Origin of the sequence: Stenotrophomonas maltophilia group sp. msm4 (genome assembly GCF_032025605.1) — a bacterium.
Taxonomy (GTDB): Bacteria; Pseudomonadota; Gammaproteobacteria; order Xanthomonadales; family Xanthomonadaceae; genus Stenotrophomonas; species Stenotrophomonas sepilia.
Window position 1 is genome coordinate 541109 of the sequence record NZ_JAVSKK010000002.1, and the last position, 16993, is coordinate 558101.

Genomic DNA, 16993 nt, shown 5'->3' on the forward strand with positions numbered 1-16993 from the left:
GAAGACTTCCCATGTCCCTTGAGTTTCTTGCCGATCCGAATGTCTGGTTGACCCTGTTCACGCTGAGCGCGCTGGAAATCGTGCTCGGCATCGACAACCTGGTGTTCATCTCCATCGCCGTCAGCAAGCTGCCAGAGCACCGCCGCCCGTTCGCGCGTCGGCTCGGCATCGCGGTGGCCTGTATCACCCGTATCGGCCTGCTGGTATCGCTGGCGTACCTGGCGCACATGCAGGCGAACCTGTTCACCGTGGCCGGCATGGGCATTTCCATCCGCGATCTGGTGCTGATCGTTGGTGGCCTGTTCCTGATCATCAAGGGTTGGATGGAGATCAAGGAAATGATCACCGGTGGCGAGGATGAAGATCCGAGCACGACCAAGACCTCGGCCGTGTTCGGCTACGTGATCGCGCAGATCGCGGTCATCGACATCGTGTTCTCGCTGGACTCGGTGATCACCGCGGTCGGCATCGCTGACCACGTGCCGGTGATGGTCGCCGCGATCCTGCTGTCGGTGGCGGTGATGCTGCTGGCCGCCAACCCGCTGGGCCGCTTCATCGACGCCAACCCGACCGTGAAGATGCTGGCGCTGGCCTTCATCCTGCTGATCGGTGCGGTGCTGATCCTGGATGGCCTGGACGTGCACATTCCCAAGCCCTACATCTACGCCGCGATGGGCTTCTCGGTGCTGGTGGAGTGGCTGAACCTGCTGATGCGCCGCCGCGCCCGCGAGCACCACGTGCCGGGTGCCGGCGACTGGTAAGCGCATGACCCCGAACCCCCGGCCAACGCCGGGGGTTCTTCGTTCTGCCTTGTAGAGCCGAGCCCGTGCTCGGCTGACCGGCAGGAAGCAGCCGAGCATGGGCTCGGCTCAACACCGGAACCGCGGTTTTTGCACTTGTGGCTGCGTTCCGGCCTCCACTTGTGAACGAGGATCAACAGTGTTTTCCCGGGGCGAGGCTTAATCCGGCGCAGCAAAGCGCGCAGGCTACGCACTCCCGATTCCCGCCCCCAGGACCCCCCCATGAATTCCAGAGCCGCCTTGCTGGCGCTTGCCGTTGGCGCCTTCGCCATCGGAACCACCGAGTTTGCCCCGATGGGCCTGTTGCCGGTCATCGCCGACGGCGTCGGCGTTGGCATCCCCACTGCGGGCATGCTGATCACCGCCTATGCCGTGGGCGTGATGCTGGGCGCGCCGGTGATGACCCTGCTGATGGGGCGTTTCGGCAAGCGCACCGCGCTGATGCTGCTGATGTCGATCTTCGTGGTCGGCAACCTGCTGTCCGCGCTGGCGCCGAACTACGGGCTGCTGCTGCTGTCGCGCCTGGTCACCAGCCTTAACCACGGTGCCTTCTTCGGCATCGGTGCGGTGGTCGCCGCCAGCCTGGTGCCAAAGGAAAAGCAGGCTGCTGCCGTGGCCACCATGTTCATGGGCCTGACCATTGCCAACATCGGTGGCGTGCCGCTGGCGACCTGGGTCGGCCAGCAGCTGGGCTGGCGCCTGTCCTTCGCCGGTACTGCGGCGTTGGGCCTGATCGCGATCACTGCGTTGGGCTTCGCGCTGCCGGCGTCCGCGCCGGGACCGCGCCCGGACGTGCGCCGCGAACTGAAGGCGATCCTGCAGCCGCAGGTGCTGCTGGCCATGGCCACCACCGTGCTTGGTGCGGGTGCGATGTTCACGCTGTACACCTACGTCGCACCGGTGCTGACCGAGTTGACCGGCGCTTCCAATGCCTTCATCGCGGTGTCGCTGGCCCTGATCGGCATCGGTTTCACCCTCGGCAACGGCATCGGTGGGCGCATGGCTGACTGGTCGCTCGATGGCGCCACCCGTATCCTGCTGGCTGCCCTGGCGGTGCTGATGTTCGTGCTGCCGCTGGCCTTCATGAGCCACGCCACCGCGGCGCTGGGTGTACTGCTGTTCGGTGCGGCGACCTTCGCCCTCGTGCCGCCGCTGCAGATCCGGGTGATGCAGGTGGCCAGCGAGGCGCCGGGCCTGGCGTCGTCGATCAACGTGGGTGCATTCAACCTGGGCAATGCGGTAGGTGCCGCGCTGGGTGGTGCGGTGATCAGCTTGGGCCTGGGCTACGCCGCCATTCCGGTGGCCGGTGGCCTGCTGGCCGCGTCGGGCCTGCTGCTGGCATGGCTGGGGCGTAGCCGCACTGCGGTGGCTGAGGCCTGCTGAGGGCGGAGGGTTTCCGGCAGGGCTTGCAGCTCTGCACCCGCCGAATCAACGTCAACGTCAACGGCAAAAGCCTGCATTCCGTGGGTTGGCGGGGTGGGTCCGGTTGAGGGGGACGCTGCAAGTACGTCCATGTAAGCTCGGTCGCCGCATCCATGCGGCTCACGCCCCCTCAACCGGACCCACCCCGCCTTCGACAGATTCCCGCGATCTGTCGTAACGGCGTTCCGCTCTGGTAGGTGTCGACCTTGGTCGACCCGAATGCCTGAAGAACCGGCTTTTGCTTTTGATTTTTTCTTTTGATCTTCCCGCGGTGCGCAGGAAATTGTCCGTGGCCGGGAGGGTGGGTCGGCTGGGGGCGTGAGCCGCATGGATGCGGCGACAGCTTACATGGACGTACTTGCAGCGGCCCCCAGCCGATCCACCCACCCGGCCCACCCCGAGCTGGCTGGATCACACCGCGGAGGGGGCGGCGCCCGATGGCCGGTCTTTCACCCGAACCATGGCATGCTCGGCGCCAAGCCCACCCGGAACCTCCGCCATGCGCCTGTTCACCCGTGTCCTGCCCCTGATGCTGCTGGCCTCCCTGTTGTCCGGCTGCGGCTACAACGCCATCCAGCAGAAGGACGAGGCGGTCAAGGCCAGCTGGTCCGAAGTGCTCAACCAGTACAAGCGCCGCGCCGACCTGGTGCCCAACCTGGTGCAGACCGTCAAAGGTTTCGCCAGCCAGGAAGAGCGCGTGCTGACCGAAGTCACCAACGCCCGCTCGCGTGTCGGCCAGATCAACGTCAACGCCGATGACGAAGCCTCGCTCAAGCAGTTCCAGCAGGCCCAGGGTGAACTCGGCAGCGCGCTGTCGCGGCTGCTGGTGGTGACCGAGAACTATCCGGTGCTGAAGTCCGACCAGAACTTCCGCGACCTGCAGGCCCAGCTGGAAGGCACCGAGAACCGCATCACCGTTGCCCGCGGCCGCTACATCCAGCAGGTGCAGGACTACAACACCTACATCCGCTCGTTCCCGCAGGTGATCACCGCCAAGATCTTCGGCTACAAGACCAAGCCGAACTTCACCGTGGACAACGAAGCGCAGATCTCCAACGCGCCGGCGGTCGATTTCGGCAACGCGCCGCAGCAGCAGCCGGCACCGCAGCCGGGCCACTGACCCATGCGCCTGGCCACTGCGCTGCTGGCCCTGCTGCTGTGGCTGCCGCTGGCGGCACAGGCTCAGCAGCTGGCGCCGATTCCGGCGCTGGATTCGCCGGTGGTCGACACCACCGGCACGCTGGAGGCTGCGCAGAAGCAGGCACTGGTGCAGCAGGCGCTGGACCTGCAACAGCGCAAGGGCAGCCAGCTGCAGGTGCTGGTGGTACCCACCACCCAGCCGGAGGACATCGCGCAGTACACCACGCGGGTCTTCGACCAGTGGCAGATCGGCCGCAAGGGCGTGGATGACGGCGTGCTGCTGGTGGTGGCCAAGGACGACCGGCGCGTGCGGATCGAGCCGGGTTACGGTCTTGAAGGCGCGATTCCCGATGCCATCGCCAACCGGGTCATCCAGGAATACCTGGTGCCGCGTTTCCGCGCCGGCGACTACGCCGGGGGCATCACCGATGCCACCGCCGTGCTGGTCAAGCTGATCGATGGCGAAACGCTGCCGGCACCGGTCAGTGGTCATCGTGGGCGCGAGCCGGGTGGCGGCGGCGATACCTGGTTCCTGGCGCTGTTCATCGGTGTGTTCGCCGGCAGCATCCTGCGCGGCGTGTTCGCGCGCGTGCCGCGACCGCTGCGCGGCCTGCTCGGCGGTGCCGGTGCGGCGCTGGCGGCGTTCCTGTTCACCTCCACCCTGCTGGCCAGTGGCCTGGCCGGCGTGGTTGGCCTGATCGTGGCGATGCTGTCCGGCCACCCGGGGCGCTTTGCCGGCGGTGGTGGCTGGGGCGGCGGCAGCTGGGGCGGGGGAGGCGGCTTCGGCGGTGCTGGTGGATTCGGCGGTGGTGGCGGCTGGGGCGGCGGCGGTGGCCGTTCCGGTGGCGGTGGCGCTTCGGGAGGCTGGTGATGATCCAACGTCTGTTCCGTCATGTATGTTCGCCGTCGGTACGTCGCGCGTTCCCGCCAGCCACGCTGCAGGCGATCACCGAGGCCATCGCGGCCGGTGAGCAGCGCCACGGCGGTCAGGTGATGTTTGCGGTGGAGGCTGATCTGCCGCTGGCCGCGTTGTGGCACAAGGTCACCCCGAGGCAGGCCGCCGAGCATGCCTTCGCACGCCTGCGCACCTGGGACACCGCCCACAACAACGGCGTGCTGATCTACCTGCTGCTGGCCGACCATGCCATCGAGATCGTCGCCGACCGCGGCCTGCATGGCCGGGTCAGCCCGGCGCAGTGGCAGCGGGTCTGCACCCATCTGCGCGAGGGCCTGCGTGGTTCCAATCCGGTGGAAGCGCTGCAGGATGCCATCGACGAGGTCTCCAGCCTGATCGAAGGGCACTTTCCGGCCTCGACCCGGTCGAACGATGACGCGTTGCCGAACTCGCCCCAGCTCCTTGGTTGAGCCGGGGCGGCACTGGCCCGAGAATAGGCGTTCAACCGCAAGGCACCTTCCATGATCTATTTCCACGACATCGACCCCATCGCCCTCTCGCTGGGGCCGATCAAGGTGCACTGGTACGGCATCATGTACCTGCTCGGCTTCACTGCGGCCTGGCTGCTGGGCCGCACGCGCATCGCCGCCGGGCGCCTGCCGGGCGTCGATGCCAACGGCTTCTCCGACCTGTTGTTCTACGCCATGCTCGGCGTGGTGCTGGGCGGCCGCATCGGCTACATGCTGTTCTACGCGCTCGGGGATTTCCTGCACAACCCGCTGCTGCTGTTCAAGGTGTGGGACGGCGGCATGAGCTTCCATGGCGGTCTGCTGGGCGTGCTGGGTGCCTGCTGGTGGTGGTCGCGCAAGCACGCGCTGCACTTCTTCGACACCATGGATTTCATGGCGCCGCTGGTACCGCTGGGCCTGGGTTTTGGTCGCATCGGCAACTTCATCGGCGCCGAGCTGTGGGGCAAGTACACCGACGGCACGTGGGGCGTGGTGTTCCCGTCGGGCCTGCCGGCGCCGCTGAACCAGTTGGACCACGCGACCCTGCAGGCGCAGTTCGCCACCGGCGCGCTGAACCAGTTCGCCCGCCATCCCTCGCAGCTGTATGAAGCGTTCCTGGAAGGCCTGGTGATGTTCGTGGTGCTGTGGACGGTGTCGGCCAAGCCGCGCCACCGTTACCTGGTCGGCGGCCTGTTCGCGCTGATGTACGGCCTGTTCCGCTTCGCCGTCGAATTCGTACGCATGCCCGACAACGGCGTCTATGTGGCCTTCGACTGGCTGACCCGTGGCCAGATCCTCAGCCTACCGCTGATCGCTTTCGGCCTGGTGCTACTGGTAATGTCGCGCCGCGCGCCGGTACTGCAGCCGCAGCTGCCGGTGGTTGCCGAGGGCAAGGCATGAAGGCTTACCTGGACCTGCTCTCGCACGTGCTCGAGCACGGTGCCGAGAAGAGCGACCGTACCGGCACCGGTACCCGCAGCGTGTTCGGCTGGCAGATGCGTTTCAATCTGGCCGACGGCTTCCCACTGGTCACCACCAAGAAACTGCACCTGCGCTCGATCATCCACGAGCTGCTGTGGTTCCTGAAGGGCGATACCAACATCGGCTACCTGAAAGACAACCAGGTACGCATCTGGGACGAGTGGGCCGACGAGAACGGCGACCTCGGCCCGGTCTACGGCAGGCAGTGGCGCAGCTGGGTCACCGCCGATGGCCGCGAGATCGACCAGATGCAGTGGCTGGTGGACGAGATCAAGCGCAACCCCGATTCGCGCCGGCTGGTGGTCAGCGCCTGGAACGTGGGCGAGCTTTCGCAGATGGCGCTGATGCCGTGCCACAACCTGTTCCAGTTCTACGTGGTGGACGGCAAGCTCAGCTGCCAGCTGTACCAGCGCAGCGGCGACATCTTCCTCGGCGTGCCGTTCAACATCGCCAGCTATGCGCTGCTGACCCACATGGTGGCGCAGGCCACCGGCCTGGGGGTGGGCGACTTCGTGCATACGCTGGGCGACGCGCACCTGTATTCGAACCACTTCGAGCAGGCGCGCGAGCAGCTTTCGCGTGAACCGCGCGCGCTGCCGAAGCTGTGGTTGAACCCGGAGGTGACCGACCTGTTCGGCTTCCGGTTCGACGACATCCGCATCGATGGCTATGACCCGCACCCGGCGATCAAGGCGCCGGTGGCGGTGTGAGTGCCATGAAGCTCTCGATGATCGTGGCGCTGGACCGCAACCGTGGCATCGGCCAGGGCAATGCGATGCCCTGGCATCTGCCGGATGATTTCAAGCACTTCAAGGCGCTCACCCTGGGCAAGCCGATCCTGATGGGGCGCAAGACGGCCGAGTCGATCGGCCGCGTACTGCCGGGGCGGACCAACCTGGTGCTGACCCGCAGCGGCCAGGTGCCGTTCGCGGGCATGCGCGCGGTGGCGTCGCTGGACGAGGCGAAGGCGATTGCCGAAGGCGAGGGCGCCAGCGAGCTGTGCATCATCGGCGGCGGCGAGATCTTCCGTCAGCTGCTTGACCAGGCCAGCGACCTGTACCTGACCTGGGTGGATGCCGAAGTCCCCGCGGATACCCATTTCCCCGAGGTGGACGTGCAGGACTGGCGGGAAGTGAGCAGCGAGCCGCACCCGGCCGATGACCGCCACGCCTATGCGTTCCGCTTCGTGCATTACGTGCGCCGCTGAGGATGGTTTCCTGTAGAGCCGAGCCATGCTCGGCTGCTGTTGCCTGACCCCTCCCGTAGCCGAGCATGGCCCAGCACTACAGGGGCCTACGGCATCCGGTAGTGCCCGATGATCGCGTGCTGGAACAGCAGGTTCTCTTCACGCGTGCCGCGTGCGATGTTGTGCAGCACCAGCGGTGTGCCATTGGCCAGCCTCCGGTCGGAGACGATGCCGACATGCAGCAGACCGTTGCCGTTGAGCTTCCAGGCCACGATGTCACCGGCCGCATAGTCGGTGGCGAGGGCGGTGACCGGTTGCTGCCAGCCCTGCCGTTCGAACCAGCGCATCAGGTTCGGCACACGTCGATGATCAATGTTGCGGTCCGGCCGTGACAGGCCCCAGATCGCGGGATACGCGCTGAAGTTGCCGCGCATATCTTCATGCACGCGCGCCTGCAGGTCCAGGCCCTGGCTGCGCAGGGCGCGCACCACCACGTCGGTGCACACGCCGCGATCAAGCGGGACGTCGCCGCCGGGATAGGACAGGACCTGGTAGGCGGGATCGTAACGGGTGGTGACGCCGATCTGCGCGCGCGCGGCAGCCACCAGTGGCGGCGAAGGCACCTGTGGCTGCGACGGCGTGGGGGCGGCGTTTCCGCCGCCGGTGGGAGCCGGGGCCGAAGCAGGCTGGCAGCCGCTGGCCAGGGCCAGCGTCAGCAGCAGCACCCTCCATGGTGCCCAGCCGCGTCGCGTCATGCCTGCGGCGCGGCGCCGTTGTTGTGAGGTCCACCGGAGCCCCCACCGCCACCACCTCGACGGCGACGACGGCGCGGACCACGGTTGCCCGGGTTGGCAGCAGCGGCGTTGCCGCCGCCCTGTTCCTTGCCCTGCACCGCAGTGGAGGGGCGCTCGTGCGCCGGTCGCGCCGGTGGGCGGGCGTGGGGTACGGGTGCCGGTACATCGCGGCCCGGCACCTGCACCACGCGCAGCTCGTCAGTATCGAGCTGGATCGCGGTCAGCTTGCCGCCCCAGACTGCGCCGGTGTCGATGGCGTGCACGCCCTGGGTGATGGTCAGGCCCAGCGCCGACCAGTGGCCGCAGACGATCTTGAGGTCGCGCTCGACCCGGCCCGGTACTTCGAACCAGGGGTAGAGTCCCTGTTCCTGCGTGCCGGGGGTGCCCTTGTCCTCGATGCCGATGCGCCCGCGCGGGGTGCAGTAGCGCATGCGGGTGAGCACGTTGATGATCGCGCGCGAACGGTCGTAGCCGGACAGGTTCGGCGCCCAGCTTGGCTTGTCGCCGTACATGTTGCGGAACAGCTTGCGGTAGCCGGCGCCGTGCAGCTGCACCTCGACTTCGGCAGCGTGCTTCTCTGCCATCTGCGTGGTCCACTTCGGTGCCAGGCCGGCGTGCACCATCATCCAGCCCAGCTCGCGATCCACATGCACCAGCTTCTGCAGGCGCAGCCAGTCCAGCAGTTCGTCGCGGTCCTCGGCCTGCACGATGCGCAGCAGGTCCGGGTTGACCTTGCGCTGCTCCTCTTCGGTGCGTGCACCGACGGCCAGCAGCGAAAGATCATGGTTGCCCAGCACCACCACGCTGTGATAGCGCAGCGAATGCACCAGCCGCAGCGTCTCCAGCGACTGGCCACCACGGTTGACCAGGTCGCCGCAGAACCACAGGGTGTCCTGCGCCGGGTCGAAGCGGATCTTCTCCAGCAACCGCTGGGTAACGTCGTAGCAGCCCTGCAGGTCGCCGATCGCCCACACACTCATCGTTCGGCCTCCGTGTCAGTGCAGGGTACGCGGCACGGCCAGCACGAACGGTGCGACCGGCGCGGCAAATTCGGTGCCATCGTCGGCGACCATGTCGTAGTGCCCCTGCATGGTCCCGTGATCGGTTCCCAGCATGACACCGGACGTGTAACGGAAGTCTTCACCGGGGCGCAGCCGCGGCTGCTCGCCGATCACCCCGTCGCCATCGACATGCTCGACACGGCCATTGGCATCGGTGATGCGCCAGTGGCGTGCGACCAGGCGTGCGGCGACCCGCCCCTGGTTGTGGATGCGGATCGTGTAGGCGAACGCAAAGCGACCGTCTTCCGGCGCGGATTGATCGTCGAGGAAGCGCGGCGCGACTTCGACGGAGATGGCATATACGTCAGCGTCTTCCATACCGGCAGTGTAATCAGGAGGCATTGGCCAAAGCGATGAATTCGGCCACGTCCAGCTGTTCGGCGCGGGCATCGGGACGCACGCCGGCAGCGATGAACTGCTCGGCGGACACTACATTGTTCAGGGCATTGCGCAGCGTCTTGCGGCGCTGCCCGAAGGCGGCCTTCACCACCTCGGCGAAGCGCGTGTGGTCGTTGATGCTGATCGAGGCCGGGTCACGCGGCACCAGCCGCACCACGGCGGAATCGACCTTCGGCGGCGGCCGGAACGCGCCCGGCGGCACCACGAACAGGGAGGTCACCTGGCAGTAGGCCTGCAGCATCACGCTGAGGCGGCCATACACCTTGCTCCCGGGGCCAGCCGCCATGCGGTCGACCACTTCCTTCTGCAGCATGAAGTGCATATCGCGGATCACCGCGGCATGCTCCAGCGCATGGAACAGGATCGGTGAGGAGATGTTGTAGGGCAGGTTGCCGACCAGGCGGATCGGCTGGCCGTCGGCCAGTTCGGTGAAGTCCACGCGCAGCACGTCGCGGTGGACGATGGTCAGCTCGCCCAGCGGCTCGGCGGCGGCGGTCAGCGGCGCGATCAGGTCGCGGTCGAACTCGATCACCGTCAGCTTCGGGTGCACGCGCAGCAGCGGCAGGGTGATGGCGCCCTGGCCTGGACCAATTTCAACCAGGCGGTCACCATCTTTCGGATTGACCGCCATCACGATCTTGTCGATGTAGTGGCGATCGGCCAGGAAATGCTGGCCAAGCTGCTTCTTGGCCGGTGCGGTGAACACCGGGCCGGAGGGGGAATGCGGGGAATTCATGCGCTCAGTGTACGTTGCCGCGCCAGCTGCGCACACAGCGTCGTTGCCGCCTGCAGGCTGGAAGGATCGGCGATGCCGCGGCCGGCCAGGTCCAGCGCGGTGCCATGGTCGACCGCCACGCGCGGGTAGGGCAGGCCCAGGGTCAGGTTCACCGCCTGCTCGAAGCCGGAATACTTCAGCACCGGCAGGCCCTGGTCGTGGTACATCGCCAGCACGGTGTCGAAGCCGGCCAGCTTGGCCGGCAGGAAGGCGGTGTCGGCCGGCAGCGGGCCGACGAGGTCCATGCCCTCCGCGCGCAGGCGCTGCAGCAGGGGGATGACCAGGTCCAGTTCCTCGCGTCCCAGATGGCCGTCTTCGCCGGCATGCGGGTTCAGCCCGAGCACCGCGATGCGCGGCGCAGGCAGGCCGAACTCGCGGCGCAGCGCGGCATGCACCGTACGCAGGGTATGTTCCAGGCTGGGCGCGGTGATCGCATCGGCCACCTCGCGCAGCGGCAGGTGGGTGGTGGCCAGGGCCACGCGGACAATGTGATTGGCCAGCATCATCACCACCTTCACTCCGGCCTGGTCGGCCAGCAGTTCAGTGGTACCACTGTAGGCAATGCCGCCTTCGTTGATGACCGCCTTGTGTACCGGGCCGGTCACCACACCGTGCAGCTCACCGGACAGGCAGGCCTGGCCGGCGCCGAGCAGGGCACCGATGACCGCGCTGGCATTGGCCGGATCGGCCTGGCCGAAGTGGCTGGGCGCCGCGTTGCGGACGGCGCGCAGGCGCAGATCGCCCGGGACGCGTGCTTCGGCGTCCTCGGGCAGCAGTTGCAGGGGCAGGTTCAGCGCGGCCGCGGCCACGCGCAGGGTGTCCGGGTCGGCGAAGGCCAGCAGCCGGCAATCTTCACGCGGCTGCTGGACGAGGCGGACACACAGCTCCGGGCCGATCCCGGCGGGCTCGCCCGGTACCAGAGCGAGCTCGGGGCGCATCGGTCAGGACTGCGGCGGAGTGGCGGTGTTTTCCGCGCGGTCGCCGCTGCGGAAACTGACGTAGGCTTCGCCACGCAGTTCCTGCAGGAAGCGGTTGTACTCGTCTTCCAGCTTGCGACGGCCGATGGTCTCGCGGACCTGGGCACGCTGGTTGTCGGTGGTCACGTCGGTCTGGCGGGTCGCCACGCGCTGCACGATGTGCCAACCGGCGTCGGTGCGGAACGGCTGGCTGACGCCACCATCCTGCAGGCCACTCACCTGCTGGCCGAAGGCCGGACCGAACGCGTCAGCCGGGAACCAGCCGAGATCACCGCCCTGGCCCTTGCTGTTGTTGTCCTCGGAGGACTCCCTGGCAACGGTCTGGAAGTCGGCGCCGCCAGCAATGCGGGCGCGCAGGGTATCGATCTTGGCCTTGGCAGCGGCATCGGTCTGGTTGTCGTCCACGCGGACCAGGATGTGGCGGCCGTGGTACTCGGTGACCGTCTGCTCACCGGCGGCGGAACTGCTGTCACGCACTTCCACCAGCTTCAGCAGCTGGAAGCCGCTCGGGCCGCGGATCGGGCCGACCACCTCGCCCGGCTTCATCTTTTCCATCAACTGGGCAAAGGCCTGCGGGATTTCATCCAGGCTGCGCCAGCCCAGATCGCCGCCTTCCAGTGCGTTCGGGCTGTCCGAATAGCGCACGGCCGCCGCGTTGAAGTCCAGCTCGCCCTTGTCCAGCAGGGCCTTCACGCCATCGGCCTTCTTCTGGCCGGTGGCGATCTGGTCGGCGTTGGCACCGTCGGGCAGGGCGATCAGGATGTGCGCCAGGTGGTACTGGTTGCCTACCGTGGCCTGCTGCTTCAGCGCGGCGTCGACTTCACCCTCGCTGACGCTGATGCGGCTCTGCGCGAAGCTCTGGCGCAGGCGCTGCACGGTGATCTCGTCACGCACCGACGCACGGAAATCGTTGAAATCGATACCGTCATGGGCCAGGCGCTGGCGCAGCGCGTCCAGGTTCGAACCGTTCTGCTGGGCAATGGCGTTCATCGCCTGGTTCAGCTCCTGGTCGCTGACACGGATGCCGCTGCCCTGGGCGCGGGCCACCTGCAGCTTGACCAGCACCAGGCGTTCGAGCACCTGGCGGCTGAGCACGTCTTCCGGCGGCAGCTGGTTTTCGCGGCCAGCGTACTGCGCCTTGATGTTGGCGATCGCACGCTGGAGCTCGCTCTGCAGGATCACGTCCTCATCGACGACGGCAGCGATGCGGTCAAGCGGCTGCGCCTCCTGGGCAAGCACCTGCAGGGGGGCGGACACGCTGGACACCGCCAGCAGCGAGGCGAGAAGAACGGGGAAGCGCTTGGTCATGGGATCAGGTTCGGATCGTAGTCATCCCGGGTCGCCCCGGTGTTGCTCGGCGGCACGAGATAGAGGTCGTCGCGGTTGTAGCCGAGGATAGCACGGCGCAGGGTACGGTCCGTGTCCTGCCCCAGGGAGCTCAGGCCCTTGAGCACGAACTCCAGCTGGATGGCGTTGTTCATCTCGCCTTCGCGGTTGCGGACGTAACGGCGGGCGACCGCACGCACGGCCAGGCAGCAGCTGTCCCACTGGACGCCGGCGATGATTTCCAGCGGTTCCTTGTCCTGCAGCGAGTAGTAGTAGCGACCGACCAGGCTCCAGCGCGCATTCAGCGGGTACAGGAACGACAGGTCGGCCTGTTCCAGCGGGGTACGGTCGTGCTTGTTGGCGGTGGCCGGGGCGCCCGAGTTGATGCGGTAGCGGTAGCTCAGGTTGATCACGCCATCGTTGGGCATCAGGTAGCGGGCACGGACGCTGGCCAGATCCTCGCGCTTGTACTTCGGGTCCCACTGGTAGGTGGCACCCAGGGTCCAGCGGTCGTTGATCATGTAGTTGCCGTCGGCGATCCACGCCGACTTGCCCTTTTCCACCGGCGCGCCGCCCGGAGTGACGGTCACCCGCGACTCGTCGAAATACTGGATCTGGCCGATCGAAGCCGAGAACCGTTCCTTGCCGGTGGTCTGGTCGATGAACCGGGTACTCAGTGCCAGGGTCAGCTGGTTGGCATCGTTCTGGCGGTCGGCGCCGGTATAGCGCGAGTCGCGGAACAGCTGGCCCCAGCTGAAGGTGAAGTCACGCGTATCGAAGATCGGCAGCTCGTCCTGGTTGCGGTACGGCGTGCGCAGGTAGAACAGGCGCGGTTCCAGGGTCTGCAGGAAGGACTTGCCGCCGATACGGGTCTCGCGGTCGAAGAACAGGCCGGCGTCGATGCTGCCGATCGGCAGGCTGCGGCTGGGCGAGGTGTTGCCGCGCAGCTGTTCCGGTGTGGCGGTGTTCGGGTCGATGCCCTGCGAACGCAGGATCTGGCCACGGATACCGTCCACGCCGTCGGCCAGGCCGCGATCCAGCTGGTAGGCGGTATAGCGGTAGGCCAGGGTCGGCGTGATGTACCAGGCCGCGCCGCTGATCGGGAACGACACGTACGGCTTCACGTCCAGACGCGAGCCGCCGCTCACATTCAAGCCCTCGGTCTTCCGGCGACCGTTGCGCGTGTACTGCAGGTCGGGCCCCGCATCGGCGCCGTACTTGAAGTTGATGTCGTCGTGGGTGAAGCGCACGGCTTCGGCGTAGATGCCGGTTTCCAGCCACGGCAGGACCGGCTTGTCCCAGTTGAGGTACAGGCGCGGCTGGCGGTTGTACGGCAGCGCGCCTTCATCGAGCGTGTAGTCGGTCAGCTGCCAGCGGTCGGCCATGATGCCGGCCGTCCAGTTCCGGCCGGTGCCGTACAGGCCCACGGTGCTCTGCAGGTTCGAGGCAGTCACCCCGACCAGGCGGTTGGCGAAGTCCTCGACATAGCGCTCGTCGCTGACCCAGGCCAGGTTGGCGCGGGCCTGCCAGTGGCTGTCCACGTTGTGGTAACCGCTGAACATCACCCGGCCGCGGTCGCGGTCGCGCAGCTTGTCGTTGGGCATGAACGCGGTCAGCAGTTCACCGCGGCCGCCGTTGTAGAGATAGCGGAACTCGTTGTCGAGCATCAGGCCGCGCCGGCTCATGTAGCGCGGGGTCAACGTGTCGTCGTAGTTCGGCGCCAGGTTGAAGTAGATCGGCTGTGCGTAGTCGAATCCGTTGCGCCCGGACATGCCCAGCTGCGGGAACAGCAGGCCGGTCTTGCGGCGGTCGTCGATCGGGAACTTGAAGTACGGCGCCCACAGCACCGGTACCTTGCCGATCCGCAGCACGGCGTTGCGGGCGGTGCCGAAGCCCTCGTCGTTGTCCACTTCGATCTGCGGCGCCGACAGTTTCCACACCGGCTGTGACGGGTCGCAGGTGGTGTAGGTGGAGCGGTGCATCTGGCCGACCGCGCCCTGCAGGTCGACCGACTCGGCATCGCCGTTGCCGCGGCGCGACACCAGCTGGTACTTGATGTCGGTGATCTTGTGGGTGTCGCTTTCCTGGTTGCCCTCGGCGCGCTTGGCGACCATGCGGATCGAGGAGTCCTGGTAGCGGACATTGCCGTCGGCGATGTAGTTGCCGCTCTCGGTATCGAAGCTGAGCTTGTCGGTGCCGACGAACTGGTCGCCGCGGCGCAGGGCCACGTTGCCTTCGTACTGCGGCACGGTGGTCGTGCCCAGCAGCTGGTCACCCTCGATGTCGGTCGGCTGCTGCTCGCGCGCAGCGCTGGCGGCGGCCTTGTCCTGCCCCGGGACCGGGGTGGGGGCATCGGTGAACGCGGGAATCACGTCGGTAGCCGGGCACAGGCCCCAGTTGAGCGGCTTTTCATCGGCCATTGCCGGCAGGCAGATGGCGATGCTCAGAGGCAGGGGAAGCAGGCGGAGGGCTCGGCGCACGCGGTTCGGATTCGGGCGAAAACGGACGGTAGCTTGCCCCATCCCTTGCATAGGGGCAATGAAGGACGCCGGAGCCTGCCGGCTCGGGTTCATCCGGAGATGCTGCCGGGAGGGGGCAGCAGCAGGGCCCGGACATGGGCCACGCTGCACTCGGCAAGGGCCTGCAGGTCATAGCCGCCTTCCAGCATCGAGACCACCCGGCCGGCCGCATGGCGGCGCGCCAGCGCATGCAGTTCCCGGGTGATCCAGGCGAAATCGTCGGTTTCAAGCATCAGGTCGGCCTGCGGGTCGCGCAGGTGGGCATCGAAGCCGGCCGAGATCAGCAGCAGCTGCGGGCGGAAGTCGTCGATGGCCGGCAGCATCTCGTCGGCCCACACGTTGCGGAAGCGGAAACCGCCACTGCCGGGGGGCAGCAGGATGTTCATCAGGTTGCCGGCACCGCGGTCGCGGCGCAGGCCCGAATTGGGGAACAGCCCGGCCTGGTGGGTGCTGTAGTAGGAGACCCGGGCGTCGTGCTGGAAGATGTCCTGGGTGCCGTTGCCATGGTGGACATCGAAATCGACCACCGCGATCCGCTCCAGCCCATGGCGGTCACGGGCATAGGCGGCGGCGATGGCGATGTTGTTGAGCAGGCAGAAGCCCATCGCCGTGCTGCTGGTAGCGTGGTGGCCCGGGGGCCGCACCGCGCAGAACGCCAGCGGGTCCTCGCCCAGCATCACTGCATCGACCGCCGCCACCCCGGCGCCGGCGGCGTGCACGGCGGCACTGGCCGAGCCCGGCGAGGTCCAGGTGTCCATGTCCAGCTGGCGCAGCGGCGCGGTCTGCGGCTGCAGCACGAAGTCGAGCAGGACGCTGTCGTGGACCCGGGTCAGTTCGCCGAACTTGGCCGGCGGCGCCTCGCGCCAGTCCAGCTGGCCGGGGAACGCGGTGTGCAGGGCATCGAGCACATGCTGCAGGCGTTGCGGGCACTCCGGATGGCCAGGGCCGGGGTCATGCAGCAGGCAGGACGGATGGGTGAAGACCAGCATCGTGCCGGCTCAGCGCTGGCGCTGCTGTGGCTGCCACAGCGCTTCGCCATGGCCGTCGGCGCGGGCCAGTACGCGGGCCAGCACGAACAACAGGTCCGACAGCCGGTTGAGGTACTGCAACGCCTCGCTGCGCACGGCTTCGTGGCGGGCCAGGGTGACCGTCTCGCGCTCGGCGCGGCGGACGATGGTGCGGGCCAGGTGGCAGCGTGCGGCGGCCTCGCCACCGGCCGGCAGGATGAACTCCTTCAACATCGGCAGGTTGGCGTTGTAGTGGTCCAGCTGCTGTTCCAGTGCCGAGACATCGGCGGCGTGGATGGCGGCGTGGCCGGGGATGCACAGCTCGGCACCCAGGTCGAACAGTTGGTGCTGCAGATGCACCACCAGCGCGCGGACATCCTCGGGCAGCGCGGTGGCAAGCAGCAGGCCAAGCGCAGCGTTGGCTTCATCGACGGTGCCGTAGGACGCCACCCGGGCGTCGTCCTTGCCGACGCGCTGGCCGTCGCCGAGGCCGGTACTGCCGTCGTCGCCGGTGCGGGTATAGATGCGCGAGAGGCGATGACCCATGGCGCGGCTCAGTGCCGGATGTCGCGGCGGGCCTGCTGGAGCTTCAGTACCTGCTCCACGGCCAGCTGCAATGCCGCCGCCAGCGCCACGTAGATCGCGGTGGTGCGCAGGTAGGGGCCGAACCATTGTGCGTAGTTCTGCGCCCAGCCGGCCAGCGTCGGCTCGGCCACGTTGCGGGTGGTCCAGTAGAAACCGCCCTGCGCCAGCAGGTGGCAGACCGCCACCGAGGCCACCAGCAGCAGCGTACCCTTGGCCAGCACCGGCCAGCGTGCGCCCTGGTAGTTGCGGCCCAGCAGCATGCCGCCGGCCCACAGCGAGAAGTATGCCGGCAGCAGCAGCCAGTAACCCGGCGACACGCAGTAGTGCTGCCAGAAATCCAGGCCGCTGCTGCGGATCACGATCCAGTCCACCAGCACGGCGAACACCATCAACAGCGGAAACGCCCAGCGTGTCCACGTGGCCAGGTAGAAGCCACCGATGAAGAACACCGCCCAGGAGGCATCGGGGATCGCCGCGAAGTGGTTGACCCGGGTCGCCGCCAGCAACAGCACAAGGACGGACAGGACGAAGGCGCGGTTGGCGGTGGCGGACATGGCAGCGGGCCCGGAGCGGATTCAGGTTTCATTCTAGCCCGCCGCGCCGGTTGGCGCAGGTCG

General features: G+C 67.5%; 17 protein-coding genes and 1 pseudogene. 8 read left to right on the forward strand and 10 right to left on the reverse strand.

The genetic code is table 11. The features are described 5' to 3' along the window. Positions 1 to 11: 11 nt before the first annotated feature. From ROV93_RS11535 to ROV93_RS11570, 8 genes are all read left to right on the forward strand, one after another. Positions 12 to 761 (forward strand): TerC family protein, encoded by a 750-nt coding sequence (locus ROV93_RS11535; RefSeq protein WP_072167878.1) that lies wholly within the window; start codon positions 12 to 14, stop codon positions 759 to 761. Between the two features lie 261 nt (positions 762 to 1022). Then, positions 1023 to 2183 carry an MFS transporter gene (locus tag ROV93_RS11540; RefSeq protein ID WP_072167879.1) on the forward strand — a complete coding sequence of 387 codons (1161 nt, stop codon included), beginning with the start codon at positions 1023 to 1025 and terminating at the stop codon, positions 2181 to 2183. 538 nt (positions 2184 to 2721) lie between these two features. Further along, a complete protein-coding gene (locus tag ROV93_RS11545) occupies positions 2722 to 3342 on the forward strand; it encodes a LemA family protein (RefSeq protein WP_005415338.1) in 621 nt (206 codons plus the stop codon). Between the two features lie 3 nt (positions 3343 to 3345). Beyond that, positions 3346 to 4233, forward strand: coding sequence for a TPM domain-containing protein (locus ROV93_RS11550; protein WP_072167880.1), 888 nt, complete (start codon positions 3346 to 3348; stop codon positions 4231 to 4233). Further along, a complete protein-coding gene (locus ROV93_RS11555) occupies positions 4233 to 4727 on the forward strand; it encodes a TPM domain-containing protein (RefSeq protein ID WP_005415340.1) in 495 nt (164 codons plus the stop codon). The genes ROV93_RS11550 and ROV93_RS11555 overlap by 1 nt, the downstream gene beginning before the upstream one ends. Positions 4728 to 4778: 51 nt before the next feature. After that, a complete protein-coding gene (lgt, locus tag ROV93_RS11560; protein WP_072167881.1) occupies positions 4779 to 5666 on the forward strand; it encodes a prolipoprotein diacylglyceryl transferase in 888 nt (295 codons plus the stop codon). Continuing rightward, on the forward strand, positions 5663 to 6457 hold the full coding sequence (locus ROV93_RS11565; protein WP_072167882.1) for a thymidylate synthase: 795 nt from the start codon (positions 5663 to 5665) through the stop codon (positions 6455 to 6457). The genes lgt and ROV93_RS11565 overlap by 4 nt, the downstream gene beginning before the upstream one ends. Before the next feature lie 5 nt (positions 6458 to 6462). Beyond that, a complete protein-coding gene (locus tag ROV93_RS11570; protein ID WP_072167883.1) occupies positions 6463 to 6954 on the forward strand; it encodes a dihydrofolate reductase in 492 nt (163 codons plus the stop codon). Between the two features lie 86 nt (positions 6955 to 7040). Here the strand turns inward: ROV93_RS11570 and ROV93_RS11575 are convergent, their stop codons facing one another. The 10 genes and pseudogenes from ROV93_RS11575 to ROV93_RS11620 all read right to left on the reverse strand — a co-directional run bounded on the left by ROV93_RS11575 (position 7041) and on the right by ROV93_RS11620 (position 16930). Continuing rightward, entirely contained in the window at positions 7041 to 7688 is a 648-nt protein-coding gene (locus ROV93_RS11575) for a DUF1287 domain-containing protein (protein ID WP_072167884.1), read from the reverse strand. Next, complete coding sequence (locus tag ROV93_RS11580; RefSeq protein WP_072167885.1) at positions 7685 to 8707, reverse strand: symmetrical bis(5'-nucleosyl)-tetraphosphatase; 1023 nt, start codon at positions 8705 to 8707, stop codon at positions 7685 to 7687. Before ROV93_RS11580 ends, ROV93_RS11575 begins: the two co-directional genes overlap by 4 nt. Before the next feature lie 15 nt (positions 8708 to 8722). After that, positions 8723 to 9106 (reverse strand): Co2+/Mg2+ efflux protein ApaG, encoded by a 384-nt coding sequence (gene apaG / locus ROV93_RS11585; protein WP_008268668.1) that lies wholly within the window; start codon positions 9104 to 9106, stop codon positions 8723 to 8725. A gap of 13 nt (positions 9107 to 9119) precedes the next feature. Then, positions 9120 to 9923: a 16S rRNA (adenine(1518)-N(6)/adenine(1519)-N(6))-dimethyltransferase RsmA gene (gene rsmA, locus ROV93_RS11590; protein ID WP_061478350.1), complete on the reverse strand. Its 804-nt coding sequence runs from the start codon at positions 9921 to 9923 to the stop codon at positions 9120 to 9122. Continuing rightward, positions 9920 to 10900 carry a 4-hydroxythreonine-4-phosphate dehydrogenase PdxA gene (gene pdxA, locus ROV93_RS11595; protein ID WP_072167886.1) on the reverse strand — a complete coding sequence of 327 codons (981 nt, stop codon included), beginning with the start codon at positions 10898 to 10900 and terminating at the stop codon, positions 9920 to 9922. Before pdxA ends, rsmA begins: the two co-directional genes overlap by 4 nt. Positions 10901 to 10918: 18 nt before the next feature. After that, positions 10919 to 12247, reverse strand: a pseudogene (locus tag ROV93_RS11600) (peptidylprolyl isomerase); the annotation flags it as partial. Further along, entirely contained in the window at positions 12244 to 14745 is a 2502-nt protein-coding gene (gene lptD / locus ROV93_RS11605) for an LPS-assembly protein LptD (protein WP_312539866.1), read from the reverse strand. The pseudogene ROV93_RS11600 and the gene lptD, both read right to left, overlap by 4 nt. A gap of 89 nt (positions 14746 to 14834) precedes the next feature. After that, positions 14835 to 15773 carry a histone deacetylase family protein gene (locus ROV93_RS11610; protein WP_072167888.1) on the reverse strand — a complete coding sequence of 313 codons (939 nt, stop codon included), beginning with the start codon at positions 15771 to 15773 and terminating at the stop codon, positions 14835 to 14837. Positions 15774 to 15782: 9 nt separating this feature from the next. After that, positions 15783 to 16337: a cob(I)yrinic acid a,c-diamide adenosyltransferase gene (locus tag ROV93_RS11615; RefSeq protein ID WP_072167889.1), complete on the reverse strand. Its 555-nt coding sequence runs from the start codon at positions 16335 to 16337 to the stop codon at positions 15783 to 15785. An 8-nt stretch (positions 16338 to 16345) separates the two neighbouring features. Continuing rightward, a complete protein-coding gene (locus tag ROV93_RS11620) occupies positions 16346 to 16930 on the reverse strand; it encodes a hypothetical protein (protein ID WP_069139530.1) in 585 nt (194 codons plus the stop codon). Positions 16931 to 16993 lie beyond the last annotated feature (63 nt).

Coding starts and splice junctions, on each gene's coding strand:
- ROV93_RS11535 (WP_072167878.1), top strand. CDS start 12: ATGTCCCTTGAGTTTCTTGCCGATCCGAATGTCTGGTTGACCCTGTTC.
- ROV93_RS11540 (WP_072167879.1), top strand. CDS start 1,023: ATGAATTCCAGAGCCGCCTTGCTGGCGCTTGCCGTTGGCGCCTTCGCC.
- ROV93_RS11545 (WP_005415338.1), top strand. CDS start 2,722: ATGCGCCTGTTCACCCGTGTCCTGCCCCTGATGCTGCTGGCCTCCCTG.
- ROV93_RS11550 (WP_072167880.1), top strand. CDS start 3,346: ATGCGCCTGGCCACTGCGCTGCTGGCCCTGCTGCTGTGGCTGCCGCTG.
- ROV93_RS11555 (WP_005415340.1), top strand. CDS start 4,233: ATGATCCAACGTCTGTTCCGTCATGTATGTTCGCCGTCGGTACGTCGC.
- lgt (WP_072167881.1), top strand. CDS start 4,779: ATGATCTATTTCCACGACATCGACCCCATCGCCCTCTCGCTGGGGCCG.
- ROV93_RS11565 (WP_072167882.1), top strand. CDS start 5,663: ATGAAGGCTTACCTGGACCTGCTCTCGCACGTGCTCGAGCACGGTGCC.
- ROV93_RS11570 (WP_072167883.1), top strand. CDS start 6,463: ATGAAGCTCTCGATGATCGTGGCGCTGGACCGCAACCGTGGCATCGGC.
- ROV93_RS11575 (WP_072167884.1), bottom strand. CDS start 7,688: ATGACGCGACGCGGCTGGGCACCATGGAGGGTGCTGCTGCTGACGCTG.
- ROV93_RS11580 (WP_072167885.1), bottom strand. CDS start 8,707: ATGAGTGTGTGGGCGATCGGCGACCTGCAGGGCTGCTACGACGTTACC.
- apaG (WP_008268668.1), bottom strand. CDS start 9,106: ATGGAAGACGCTGACGTATATGCCATCTCCGTCGAAGTCGCGCCGCGC.
- rsmA (WP_061478350.1), bottom strand. CDS start 9,923: ATGAATTCCCCGCATTCCCCCTCCGGCCCGGTGTTCACCGCACCGGCC.
- pdxA (WP_072167886.1), bottom strand. CDS start 10,900: ATGCGCCCCGAGCTCGCTCTGGTACCGGGCGAGCCCGCCGGGATCGGC.
- ROV93_RS11610 (WP_072167888.1), bottom strand. CDS start 15,773: ATGCTGGTCTTCACCCATCCGTCCTGCCTGCTGCATGACCCCGGCCCT.
- ROV93_RS11615 (WP_072167889.1), bottom strand. CDS start 16,337: ATGGGTCATCGCCTCTCGCGCATCTATACCCGCACCGGCGACGACGGC.
- ROV93_RS11620 (WP_069139530.1), bottom strand. CDS start 16,930: ATGTCCGCCACCGCCAACCGCGCCTTCGTCCTGTCCGTCCTTGTGCTG.